The sequence below is a fragment of the Lonepinella sp. MS14436 genome (assembly GCF_042470565.1).
GTDB lineage: Bacteria > Pseudomonadota > Gammaproteobacteria > Enterobacterales > Pasteurellaceae > Lonepinella.
Window position 1 is genome coordinate 41,909 of the sequence record NZ_CP170385.1, and the last position, 12,415, is coordinate 54,323.

Here is a 12,415-nt window from a genome sequence, read left to right on the forward strand (position 1 = left end):
TTACAGTATATCACTCAATATTGATTACAATTTAGCCATATAAATTCAGTAGTAAAATAAGCAAAACTCGCTTAAAATCTAGTCTAGCTACAACTTTCATTTACTATGGAAATAACACTATGTCAAAACCACTCAATTTTGTAATGATCTCCCCTCATTTTCCCACTAATTTCGAGACCTTTGCGGTGCGAATGAAAGAAAAAGGGATTAACACATTGGGAATCGCAGACACCCCTTACGAACAGTTAAGTGAAAACTTGCGTAACTCTTTAACCGAATATTATCGTGTTGATAATATGGAAGACTATGATCAAGTTTATCGTGCCGTGGGATATTTTGCCCATAAATACGGTCGTATTGATCGTGTAGAATCACATAATGAATACTGGCTTGAATTAGATGCAAAATTGCGTACTGATTTCAATGTCTTTGGTTATAAAAATGAAGATATGTTAGCCATTAAAACCAAAGCACAAATGAAAGAAGTTTTTCGCCAAACAGGTTTAAAAGTAGCTAAAGGACAAGTCTTCCAAAATGATGATGAGGCTCGTAAATTAGCTAACAAACTGAAATTCCCCGTTATTATTAAACCAAATTCTGGTGTCGGGGCTAGTGATACTTACAAAATCAAAAGTGCGGATGAATTAGAAGCCTTTTTTACTTACAAAAATCCGCAAGTTGAATACATTATGGAAGAATTCATTGATGGGGATATTGTAACCTTTGATGGTTTAACTGATCATGATGGTAATATCGTATTCTATTCTAGCCTTGAATATTCTGAAGCTGTATTAGATACTGTCGAAAAAGATGGTGATATGTTCTATTATGTTCCTCGTGATATTTCGCCTGAATTAATCAAATTAGGCAAACAATGCGTAGATGCTTTCGGTGTACGTGAGCGTTTTTTCCACTTTGAATTTTTCCGTGTGAAGAAAACAGGCGAATTTTTACCACTAGAAATTAACTGCCGTCCACCAGGTGGTTTGACTATTGATATGTGGAATTATGCGAATGATTTTGATGTATTCAAAGAATATGCGAATATCGTAACAGAAAATAAATTTTACACCAAAATTACTCACCCTTGGAATGTGGTGTATATTTCTCGTAAAGCCAACCAAAATTATACTCATTCCATTGACCAAGTGTGTGAAAAATTTGCTGACAATATTATTAGTGTCCAAACAGTACCAGGTGTGTTCGCTAAAATCATGGGTGAACACGGTATTTTAGCTCGTGCAGATAGCATTGAGAAAATGCGTGAGATCGTACAATTTGCCCAGAAAAAACAATAACAAGGAATAAAATAAAATGCATTTTGAGAGAAGAAGTCAGTGGAGCGGTGAATTAGGGCGGGAGATGTCCTTTAACGTGTATGGTCACACGGGTAAACCAGTGGTCGTGTTTCCGTCATCTGGTGGTAATCAGAACGAATATGGTAACTTTGGTATGATTGATGCTTGTCGCTCTTTTATTGAACGAGGCTTAATTAAATTCTACACACCAGATTCCTATGATAACGAGTCGTGGTTAGCCACATGGAAAAGTGGGCATGATATGGCATTAGCTCATAATGCTTATGATCGTTATATTATACATGAATTAGTGCCACTCATTCGTCACGAATCACAATGGGGTGGTCCTATGATTGCCACTGGCTGTAGCATGGGAGCATTCCATGCGATTAACTTTGCATTACGTCATCCTGATTTATTTGATACAGCTATTGCATTAAGTGGTGTGTATGATGCACGTTTTTTTACTGGTGATTTTGGTAGTGATCAAGCCGTATATTTCAATTCACCAATTGATTATATGGCAAATCAACAAGATGAATGGTTCTTAGAACGTTATCGTAGAAATCATTATATAGTGGCAGTTGGTCAAGGTGCTTGGGAAGAACAGCATATTGCAGACACTGCTCGCTTACAACAGGTTTTTGATAACAAAAGTATTAGTGCTTGGTTCGATTTCTGGGGCAGTGATGTGGATCATGACTGGCCTTGGTGGCGAGTACAAATGCCATTCTTCTTAGGTAAGTTAGAAGAACAAGGAATTATTTAATTGAACTCAATTTAACCCTGTAATTACAGGGTTATGAGTAACTACATTTTATACAACGCATAGTAATCATTACTATGCGTAACCTAGTGTCAAAACTAAATCTTTTCTTTTTTTCACCGCACTATTCAATTAATGAGAACTGTAAAAACTCTACAAAATGGTTTGCCCAGTGTTTCTCATGGTGGATTTCATTTGCCATAATACGTAAACGAATATTATCGACCGAATGTCCTGTTCTAATTAACCCTTGATAGTAACGTAAAGTACAATCAATATAAGCCTGATTCATATTCGAGATATATCGTGCATCCACATCATCACCTTCATTTGTTCCGACTTGAATAAAAACTCGGCTGGCTCGGTCAATGGGATGTTGATGGGTAAAGCGGAGGAAATCACCTTCGCAAAACCAAGATGCTAAAGAGAACACGCCTAAATGTCCAAAAATATGAGGATAAGCAGACCCCATATAAGCCGTGATAATACCGCCCATTGAACTACCCGCCAATAGCGTATGCTCACGCTCTGGTTTAGTGCGATAATGGTGATCTATGAAAGGCTTAACCGTGTTTACTACCCAGTCGCCATATTCACCACCTTTTCCTCCAGTATTACGATCTTGTGCGGTATGCCCAACACTGGCTTGCCAAGGTGAATATTCATCTAATCTGGCGGTTCCTGCATTATCAATACCCACAATAATGAGTTTTGGAAATTCCTTATGGCGTTTAATAGTCGGAATAATTTTCCATGAATAGCCCGAATAAGATTCTTTGCTATAAAAAATATTTTGCCCATCGTGCATATAAACCACAGGGTAATGTTGCCAGTGATCTTTATGATAGCCTTTAGGCAGTAACACACGTACTCGACGGTGGTGATCGTAATAGGGAACATATAAAAAATGTTCTTCCATTTTTAAATAAAAACGTTCCGGAACCATGTATTTTCCTTATCTCTTAATATAAAAGTGCGGTTATTTTAAAACAAAAAAGAGAAGATGAGTATCTTCTCTTTTTACCCATGCTGGATTAATCACAAATGACTTTTATCGCCAAACCACCTTGTGATGTTTCTCGGTATTTAGAATTCATATCTTTACCTGTCTCATACATAGTTTCAATCACTTTATCCAAGGTTACTCGAGGATTGGTTGTGCGGCGTAGTGCCATACGACTAGCATTAATCGCTTTCACCGAAGCAATCGCATTACGTTCAATACAAGGTACTTGTACTTGACCCCCCACAGGATCGCAGGTTAAACCTAGATTATGTTCCATAGCAATTTCAGCTGCAATACAAACCTGTTCTGGGCTACCGCCTAAAATCTCCGTTAAACCAGCTGCTGCCATAGAGCAAGCTACACCAACTTCACCTTGACAACCTACTTCAGCTCCAGAAATTGAAGCATTCATTTTATATAATGAGCCGATCATACCACAAGCCAGTAAGTAACGTTCGATAATTTCTTGGCTAATCGGTGAAATGAATTTCTCATAATAGGATAATACCGCAGGAATAATCCCACAAGCTCCGTTGGTTGGTGCAGTGACTACCCGACCGCCAGCGGCATTTTCTTCATTAACAGCTAAAGCATACATATTCACCCAATCAATAACTCGCATAGGATCATTTGACAAGTTAGTATTAGCTTGCAACATACGATATAAAGTTGCCGCACGTCTTGGCACTCTTAATGGTCCAGGTAAAATCCCCTCGGTATGTAAACCACGTTCAATACAGGCTTGCATAGTATTCCACACTCGGAATAAATGTTTTTCGGTCGCTTCTTTACCATTCAGAGCAATTTCATTTTCCATCATTACCGTGGAAAATGCTAACCCATTTTCCTTACAATGTTTCAGAATATCTACTGAATTTTGGTACGGAAAAGGTATATCAAATTTTTGTTTTTGTTCTTGACCAAAATGTTCTTCATCCACAATAAATCCACCGCCGATAGAATAGTAGATTTTCTGATAGATAACAGAATGTTGAGCATCAAGTGCGGTGATTTTCATGCCATTTTCGTGCAAAGATAAAAATGTTTGATGAAAAAGCATATTTTCATCAAAATTAAATTCTACTATTTTTTTGCCTTGAGCAATCGGCAACATGGCTGTTTCCCTTAATTCCGCAATAAATCTAGGAATTAACTCAATATCCACATCATCAGGTAAATAACCCGCTAACCCCATAATAATGGCAGTGTCAGTATTATGACCACGCCCAGTCATTGACAATGAACCATAAACATCCACATGAATTTTGTTCACTTGTTCAAAGAAATTCTGGAAAATTAAATCATCAATAAATTGCTTACCCGCTTTCATTGGTCCAACGGTGTGTGAGCTAGACGGACCAATACCCACTTTAAACATATCAAATACGCTAATCATATCATTCTTCTTATAAGAGAAATTCCCTTTTTCAATTTACGAAAAGGGGAATTTAAGGATTGGCATTTTAGCCTAATCTTTAAAATAGTCCATAGACAACCGCAGAAATTGCAATTAACCCCATTACTGTCACAAACACATTACTGAATTTACCTTGATAGCGTTGCATTGCTGGCACTTTACGAATCGCATACATTGGCATAATAAATAAAATCATAGCAATAATCGGACCGCCTAAGGATTCAATTAAGCCTAAAATACTTGGATTAATCACAGCAACGCCCCAAAGTGTTAATAGGAAGAATATCGCTGTAGCATAATTCAGTTTTTTACGATTAATTTGTTTGTTATCCGTCATTTTAATATAAAGTCCTTCCAAACCTTCACGAGCACCTAAATAGTGACCAAAGAATGAACTGGTAATTGCAAAGAAAGCAACTAATGGACCAAAATAAGAAATATACGGATTATCAAATTTATTGGCTAAGAAAGATAAAATACTGATATTTTGCTCTTTCGCCAAAATTAATTCTTCTGGGGTCAAAGTGAGAACACAACTAAACACAAAGAACATCACAAAAATCAACAACATGGTAGATGTACCTTTTAAGGTTTGACTAGCATATTTTTCTGCCAAAATTGGATCTTGATATGCACGTTGTTGTGATTGAGAAAATGCCGAAATTGCAGGTGAATGATTGAATGAGAAGACCAGCACGGGGATAGTAATCCAAAGTGTAGTAATAAAACCGCTCATAGTAGGCATTTCTTGTAACATTGCTCCATTCCATTCAGGAATCAAATAAATAGATAACGCGAAAAGAATCAATACCAACGGATAAACTAACCATTCAGTAAGTTTTAACATTACTCGTTCATTCATCAGCATGATGGAAATTAGCACAGCGATTAACACGAAAGAAAGTAATGCACGGTTCGGCGAAGCCATGCCTAATTGATGTACAATAAAAGAATCAACCGTATTAGTAATCCCATTACCATAGATTAGTAAAATTGGAAAAATCGCAAAGAAATATAATAAAGTAATTAATTTACCTGCGGTTTTACCAAAGTGTTCTTCTACCACTTCGGTAATGTCGCTCCCTGGTTTAGAAGAAGATAAAACAAAACGAGATAAACCACGATGTGCCAAATAAGTCATCGGACCGACTAAGACCGCCATACTCACTAATGGCCAAAAACCAGCCCGACCAGCATTAATTGGTAAAAATAATACTCCTGCTCCGACAGCGGTACCAAATAAATTAATCATCCAAGCAATATTAAATTTAGTCCATTTCATCGAATATTGATTTGCAGACATACAAACTCCTTAACGTCCTTATATAGTTATTAAAAATTAATTCGTGCGTATAATATTCCGAAGATTACGGAATTCCAGAAATAAATATCGAAAATGTGATCTAGTTAAAAGATTTATATGCTATTTGCCTAAATTTTTAACAGAATAAATATAAATGTTGGAAATAAAAAAAAGCAAAAAGGCTTGGGAAGTCCCAAGCCTTTGAATTGAACTAAAATCTTAAAATTACGCACCCAAACGTTCTTTGATACGTGCAGATTTACCTGAACGCTCACGTAAGTAGTAAAGTTTCGCTTTACGTACCGCACCTTTACGTTTCACAGTAATGCTGTCAATCGCAGGTGAGTGAGTTTGGAAAACACGCTCAACGCCAGTACCGTTTGAAATTTTACGTAAAGTAAATGCACTGTGCAAGCCACGGTTACGAATTGCAATAACCACGCCTTCGAATGCTTGCAAACGTTTTTTAGAACCTTCAACAACCCATACTTTCACTTCTAATGTGTCACCAGGACGAAAGCTCGGGAGGTTTTGTTTTAATTGTTCATCTTCAAGTTGTTTAATGATGTTGCTCATTTTTTAGACCTTTTTTAATACTAGAATTAACTGATTAAGCTGTTTCAGATTGCCTCTTGTTCAGATTTAATTTGTTTCAGCAGTTTCTTTTGTTCGTCAGTCAGAGCTAGTTTTTCCAGTAGCTCAGGGCGGCGTAACCACGTTCGCTCAAGGGATTGTTTTAATCGCCATTTGCGAATTTCTTCGTGATTGCCTGATATCAGCACAGGTGGCACAGTGAGTTCGTCTAACACATCTGGTCGGGTATAATGTGGGCAATCCAGCAATCCTGTAGCAAATGAATCTTCAGCTGCAGAAGCTTGTTTGCCTAATACCCCAGGGATAAATCGTGCAACAGCGTCAATCAACGTCATTGCAGGTAATTCCCCACCAGTGAGAACATAATCGCCGATTGACCATTCTTCATCAATTTCGGTTTGAATCAATCGTTCATCAATGCCTTCGTAACGCCCACACACTAAAATGAGTTTTTCATTTTGTGCTAGTTCTTTTACCCCAGCTTGATCGAGTTTACGTCCTTGCGGTGAAAGATAAATGACTTTAACTTTGTTGTCATCAGTCTTTTTACCGCTTGTGTTATACATATTTGCTTTTGCTTTAGCTTGGTGAATAGCGTCCCTTAAAGGTTGCACCATCATTAGCATGCCTGGTCCACCGCCATAAGGGCGGTCGTCCACGGTTTTGTGCTTATCAAAAGTAAAATCTCTTGGATTCACACATTGCACATTCAGCAAATGCTGTTTAACTGCTCTACCTGTTACCCCAAATTCTGTAATTGCTTTAAACATTTCGGGAAACAGGGTGACGATCCCTATAAACATAAATTTCCCCGAATATTACGACTTAAAAGCGCCACAGCGTACCTGAGATTAGAAACCAGCGTCCCAATCCACTTCAATCGTCTTTGTGGTGAGATCGACTCTTTTAACTACTTGTTCATATAAAAACGGAATCAACCGTTCTTGTTTGCCGAACGCATCTTTGTGAGTGGCTTTAACCACTAAGACATCATTAGAACCTGTTTCCATCATTTCGGACACTATCCCCATTGCATAGCCTTGTAAATTGATCACTTGGCAACCGATCAAATCGTGCCAATAATAATCGCCGTCTTCCAATGTTGGAAAAACTGACAAATCGACACCAATTTCCACGTTAGCAAGGGTTTGAGCCACTTCACGATCGTTGACATTTTTTAATTTAACTATCAGCTCGTGATTATGATGTTTCCAACTTTCTAATTCTGTAGCTTGCCACTGTCCTTTGATTTTCAAAAACCAAGGTTGATAAGCAAAGATATTTTCAGCGGATTCGGTAGATGAATAAATACGTAACCAACCACGAATACCGTAAGTCGAGCCTAATTTGCCCACTACTTCAATACGTTGCTGTTCCATATTAATCACCTATACTCAAATCGTTTAATTATGCTGCTTTTTGTGCTTCTTTCACCAAAGAAGAAACACGATCAGACAGGCTTGCACCTTTTTCTAACCACGCATTAACACGATCTAAATCTAAACGTAAACGTTCAGCCTTACCCGTTGCTAATGGATTGAAAAAGCCTACACGCTCAATGAAACGACCGTCACGTGGTGAACGGCTGTCAGCGACAACGATTTGATAGAATGGGCGTTTTTTAGCTCCGCCACGAGATAAACGAATGGTTACCATAACCTTCCTCTAATTATTTAATAATAAAAGAAAACCTACATCGAAGGAGTAGGAATGCTTACTTTTTTCTCTGTATATATAGACAAAAAGCCTGAGAATTATACATTTTTTTATTAAAAAAGCAAGGGGAAAAACAATAGTAACAACATGGAACCCAATCAACCCTGCACTGACGTACAGGGCTAAGCATGGTAACGCCACGCTGTGGCTAATCTATGTTGTTAAGATGCGAAGCATCGTTACTTGCTTAACTTTGTACGTCAGTGCAGGGTAAATCCCAATATCACGCTGTGGCTTGCCGCTTTATTTAGGGTTATAATAACTTAAACAATCTTTTAGGAAAACCTTATGCAAAATCTTCTCGTTATCCGCAACGATAAAATCGGTGATTTTATACTGATTTTCCCAGCTTTAGCTTTGCTTAAACAATCGGCTCCTCAGATCAAAATTACAGCGTTAGTACCTAATTACACAGCTCCATTAGCGGAACTCTGCCCCTATATTGATGAAATTATTATTGCTGACAAGAATAAAAAAAATTCGGCAGAATTTCACCGCACTTTGAGCCAAATCAAGCAGAAAAGATTTGATGCTGTCATTAGCTTTGTGTCCAATTGGTATAACGCCAAATTAACTTGGCAATCGGGCATTAAATATCGCCTTGCTCCAGCCACGAAATTATTTCAATATTTATATAACCATCGCTTAACCCAACGTCGCTCCCGTTCAGAAAAAGCAGAATTTCAATATAATATGGATTTAGTTTATCAATTTTTGCAAGATCATCAAATTACCGCTATTGAACCACAACCACCTTATTTAAATTTGGATAAAACTGCGGTACAAAATCAACGAATTTTATTAAGCCAACAATTAAACCTTGTGCCAAATAAAAAATGGTTGTTTGTACATAGTGGCACAGGGGGATCGGCAAATAGTTTATCGTTAAATCAATATGCAGAGTTAATTAATGGCATTTTGGCAGAATTTGATTGTCATATTGTGCTAACTGCTGGTCCAAACGAAAGCGAAAAAGCCCATCAATTAGCAGAAATAGTGAACAACAAAAATATCGTTATTTACGATAAAAATAATGGTCTGCAGGATTTTACTTATTCTTTAGCTTGTGCGAATTTATTTATTGCGGGATCGACAGGTCCCTTACATATTTGCGGTGCATTGAATATTCCAACAGTGGGATTTTACCCGAGCCGTTTATCCGCTATTCCACGCCGTTGGCGACCAATTAATCAAGCCGACCGTCATATTGCCTTTTGTCCGCCGTTTAGAAAAGAAGTAGAAAAAAATCTGACAGTGATTTCTATTCAGGATTGTTTAGTAGAGATTATCCCATTTATTAAACAACAGTGGCAATAATGGTACCAGAAGGTGTATATAGTAAACAAATAAAAAAGCTCACTTCTTAGTGAGCTTTTAATTTATCATTACAAATTATTCCGCAACAGCTTCAGCTGCCACTTCGGGACGATCAACTAACTCAATGTATGCCATTGGTGCGTTATCGCCTGCACGGAAACCACATTTTAAGATACGAGTGTAACCACCTGCACGCTGAGCAAAACGTGGACCTAATTCATTAAATAATTTTGCAACAGTTTCAATGCTGCGTGTACGAGCAAAAGCTAAACGGCGATTTGCTACGCTGTCTATTTTTGCTAATGTAATTAACGGCTCAACTACACGACGTAATTCTTTCGCTTTTGGCACAGTTGTCTTAATGATCTCATGACCAATTAAAGAACTTGCCATATTACGGAACATCGCTTGGCGATGACTACTATTACGGTTTAATTGACGACCACTCTTACGATGGCGCATGACCTTATCCTTCTCAGAAAAATCTTAACCTAATTGACCATTAATCTTCAGCAATACTTGCTGGTGGCCAATTTTCAAGGCGCATACCAAGTGATAGACCACGAGAAGCGAGTACATCCTTAATTTCAGTAAGAGATTTCTTACCAAGATTAGGTGTTTTTAATAACTCAACTTCAGTACGTTGGACTAAATCACCGATATAATGAATTGTTTCTGCTTTCAAACAGTTAGCAGAACGAACTGTCAACTCTAAGTCATCAACTGGACGTAATAAAATCGGATCAAATTCCGGTTTTTCTTCCTTGACTTCTGGCTGACGAACATCTCGCAAATCAACGAATGCATCAAGCTGTTCCGCTAAAATTGTTGCAGCACGACGAATTGCTTCTTCTGGATCAATAGTGCCGTTTGTTTCTAACTCAATAACTAACTTATCTAAGTCAGTACGCTGTTCAACACGTGCTGCTTCTACATTGTAAGCAATACGATCAACAGGACTATAACAAGCATCTACTAACAGACGACCAATTGGACGTTCTTCATCCTGAGCATGTACACGAGCAGAAGCAGGAACATAACCTCTACCACGTTGTACACGAATACGCATATTAACAGATGCATTTTCATCGGTTAAATGACAAATTACATGATCAGGATTTACGATTTCTACATCACCATCATGGGTAATGTCAGCTGCAACAACAGGGCCAATTCCAGATTTGTTTAATGTCAGAAATACATCATCTTTATTCTGAACTTTAACCGCTAGGCCTTTTAAGTTTAGAAGCACTTCAAGAATATCTTCTTGAACACCCTCTTTACTACTGTATTCATGCAATACGCCTTCAATTTCTACTTCAGTGACAGCACAACCTGGCATTGAAGATAAAAGAATACGACGCAATGCATTACCTAGAGTATGGCCAAAACCACGCTCTAACGGTTCTAAGATCACTTTAGCGTGTGTTGAGCTGATTTGCTCAATATCCACTAAGTGTGGCTTTAAAAATTCTGTAACAGAACCCTGCATTTTATCCTCTCTTTGCTTGTAAGCTTAACTATTATTTAGAGTAAAGCTCAACGATCAGATGTTCATTAATGTCTGCTGATAAATCAGAACGTTCAGGAACACGTTTGAACACACCTTCCATTTTAGCAGAATCAACTTCTAACCAAGTTGGTTTTTCTTTTTGCTCTGCTAATTCCAATGATGCTTTGATACGAGCTTGCTTTTTAGATTTCTCACGCACAGCAATCACATCATCAACGGAAACTTGGAAAGATGGGATATTTACAACACGACCATTTACAACAATCGCTTTGTGACTCACTAATTGGCGAGCTTCTGCACGAGTGGCAGCAAATCCCATACGATAAACAACGTTATCCAAGCGACCTTCTAATAATACTAATAAATTCTCACCAGTATTACCTTTTAAGCGGTTCGCTTCTTTATAATAATTACGGAATTGACGTTCTAAAATACCGTAGATACGGCGAACTTTTTGTTTTTCACGTAACTGACTACCATAGTCAGATAAACGTGGTTTGCGAGCACCGTGTTGACCAGGTGCTGTATCAATTTTACATTTAGAATCGATAGCACGCACGCCTGATTTAAGAAATAAATCAGTGCCTTCACGACGGCTTAGCTTGAGTTTTGGACCCAAATATCTTGCCATTTTCTTTCTCCAATTATCCTAACGTCAAATTAAACACGACGTTTTTTCGGTGGACGACAACCGTTATGAGGAATCGGAGTCACATCTGTAATGTTCGTGATTTTAAATCCTGCTGCATTTAATGCACGGATTGTTGATTCACGACCTGGACCCGGACCTTTAACCATAACTTCCAAGTTCTTTAAGCCAAATTCTTTGACAACTTCAGCACAACGCTCTGCTGCAACCTGTGCGGCGAACGGAGTGGATTTACGAGAACCACGGAAACCTGAACCACCTGCGGTTGCCCACGCTAGAGCATTACCTTGACGGTCAGTAATAGTCACGATTGTATTATTGAAAGATGCGTGAATGTGAGCTACGCCATCTACAACTTGTTTTTTTACACGTTTACGTGCACGAACTGGTGTTTTAGCCATTTAATCTTTACCCCGACTTATTTTTTGATCGGCTTACGTGGACCCTTACGGGTACGCGCATTAGTTTTAGTACGTTGACCACGTACCGGTAAACTACGACGGTGGCGTAAACCACGATAACAACCTAAGTCTAATAGACGTTTGATGTTAAGTGTTACTTCACGGCGTAAGTCACCTTCAACGGTAAATTTACCAACTTCGTCACGCAGTTTATCAATCTGCTCTTCAGACAATTCTCTGATCTTAACGCTTTCAGCAATACCAGTCGCAGCACAAATAGCTTGTGCACGGGTTTTACCGATACCATAAATTGCTGTTAAAGCGATTACAGTATGTTTATGATCAGGAATGTTAATGCCTGCAATACGGGCCACTATGCACTCCTATTTTTTAACTAATTTGGTATATTGATCTTGAAAAGCCCGTTTTCAGGAT

At 38.1% G+C, this 12,415-nt stretch carries 15 protein-coding genes; 3 read left to right on the forward strand and 12 right to left on the reverse strand.

The annotated features are described in order from the left end of the window. The first annotated feature begins 119 nt into the window (after window positions 1-119). Together O1Q81_RS00215 and O1Q81_RS00220 are read left to right on the forward strand one after the other, a co-directional pair. Window positions 120-1,298: an acetyl-CoA carboxylase biotin carboxylase subunit family protein gene (locus tag O1Q81_RS00215; RefSeq protein WP_386697658.1), complete on the forward strand. Its 1,179-nt coding sequence runs from the start codon at window positions 120-122 to the stop codon at window positions 1,296-1,298. Window positions 1,299-1,314: 16 nt separating this feature from the next. Then, on the forward strand, window positions 1,315-2,067 hold the full coding sequence (locus O1Q81_RS00220; RefSeq protein WP_386687863.1) for an esterase family protein: 753 nt from the start codon (window positions 1,315-1,317) through the stop codon (window positions 2,065-2,067). Window positions 2,068-2,188: 121 nt separating this feature from the next. Here the strand turns inward: O1Q81_RS00220 and O1Q81_RS00225 are convergent, their stop codons facing one another. From O1Q81_RS00225 to rpsP, 7 genes are all read right to left on the reverse strand, one after another. After that, window positions 2,189-3,010, reverse strand: coding sequence for an alpha/beta hydrolase (locus O1Q81_RS00225; RefSeq protein WP_386697660.1), 822 nt, complete (start codon window positions 3,008-3,010; stop codon window positions 2,189-2,191). A gap of 88 nt (window positions 3,011-3,098) precedes the next feature. Continuing rightward, window positions 3,099-4,466 (reverse strand): L-serine ammonia-lyase, encoded by a 1,368-nt coding sequence (locus O1Q81_RS00230; RefSeq protein ID WP_386697662.1) that lies wholly within the window; start codon window positions 4,464-4,466, stop codon window positions 3,099-3,101. A 79-nt stretch (window positions 4,467-4,545) separates the two neighbouring features. Continuing rightward, the gene (locus O1Q81_RS00235; RefSeq protein ID WP_386687868.1) at window positions 4,546-5,790 is read right to left on the reverse strand and encodes an HAAAP family serine/threonine permease; all 1,245 of its coding nucleotides are present in this window, start codon (window positions 5,788-5,790) and stop codon (window positions 4,546-4,548) included. Between the two features lie 225 nt (window positions 5,791-6,015). Next, complete coding sequence (rplS, locus tag O1Q81_RS00240; RefSeq protein WP_386687870.1) at window positions 6,016-6,366, reverse strand: 50S ribosomal protein L19; 351 nt, start codon at window positions 6,364-6,366, stop codon at window positions 6,016-6,018. Between the two features lie 44 nt (window positions 6,367-6,410). Next, a complete protein-coding gene (gene trmD, locus O1Q81_RS00245) occupies window positions 6,411-7,187 on the reverse strand; it encodes a tRNA (guanosine(37)-N1)-methyltransferase TrmD (RefSeq protein WP_386697664.1) in 777 nt (258 codons plus the stop codon). Between the two features lie 48 nt (window positions 7,188-7,235). Continuing rightward, window positions 7,236-7,763 (reverse strand): ribosome maturation factor RimM, encoded by a 528-nt coding sequence (gene rimM, locus O1Q81_RS00250; protein WP_386694997.1) that lies wholly within the window; start codon window positions 7,761-7,763, stop codon window positions 7,236-7,238. A 28-nt stretch (window positions 7,764-7,791) separates the two neighbouring features. Continuing rightward, window positions 7,792-8,040, reverse strand: coding sequence for a 30S ribosomal protein S16 (rpsP, locus tag O1Q81_RS00255; protein ID WP_386687876.1), 249 nt, complete (start codon window positions 8,038-8,040; stop codon window positions 7,792-7,794). Window positions 8,041-8,388: 348 nt separating this feature from the next. Here rpsP and O1Q81_RS00260 point away from each other — a divergent pair, with 348 nt between their 5' ends. Further along, window positions 8,389-9,417 carry a glycosyltransferase family 9 protein gene (locus tag O1Q81_RS00260; RefSeq protein WP_386697666.1) on the forward strand — a complete coding sequence of 343 codons (1,029 nt, stop codon included), beginning with the start codon at window positions 8,389-8,391 and terminating at the stop codon, window positions 9,415-9,417. A gap of 75 nt (window positions 9,418-9,492) precedes the next feature. Here the strand turns inward: O1Q81_RS00260 and rplQ are convergent, their stop codons facing one another. Genes rplQ through rpsM form a run of 5 tightly spaced genes read right to left on the reverse strand, consistent with a single transcriptional unit; the run spans window position 9,493 to window position 12,354 of the window. Then, on the reverse strand, window positions 9,493-9,879 hold the full coding sequence (gene rplQ, locus O1Q81_RS00265; protein WP_386687880.1) for a 50S ribosomal protein L17: 387 nt from the start codon (window positions 9,877-9,879) through the stop codon (window positions 9,493-9,495). A 40-nt stretch (window positions 9,880-9,919) separates the two neighbouring features. Next, window positions 9,920-10,909, reverse strand: a complete 990-nt coding sequence (locus tag O1Q81_RS00270; protein WP_386687882.1) for a DNA-directed RNA polymerase subunit alpha — start codon at window positions 10,907-10,909, stop codon at window positions 9,920-9,922. A 31-nt stretch (window positions 10,910-10,940) separates the two neighbouring features. Continuing rightward, the gene (rpsD, locus tag O1Q81_RS00275) at window positions 10,941-11,561 is read right to left on the reverse strand and encodes a 30S ribosomal protein S4 (RefSeq protein ID WP_386687884.1); all 621 of its coding nucleotides are present in this window, start codon (window positions 11,559-11,561) and stop codon (window positions 10,941-10,943) included. A gap of 29 nt (window positions 11,562-11,590) precedes the next feature. After that, window positions 11,591-11,980 (reverse strand): 30S ribosomal protein S11, encoded by a 390-nt coding sequence (rpsK, locus tag O1Q81_RS00280; RefSeq protein WP_132302881.1) that lies wholly within the window; start codon window positions 11,978-11,980, stop codon window positions 11,591-11,593. Between the two features lie 17 nt (window positions 11,981-11,997). Then, window positions 11,998-12,354, reverse strand: a complete 357-nt coding sequence (rpsM, locus tag O1Q81_RS00285) for a 30S ribosomal protein S13 (RefSeq protein WP_386687887.1) — start codon at window positions 12,352-12,354, stop codon at window positions 11,998-12,000. Between the last annotated feature and the right edge of the window lie 61 nt (window positions 12,355-12,415).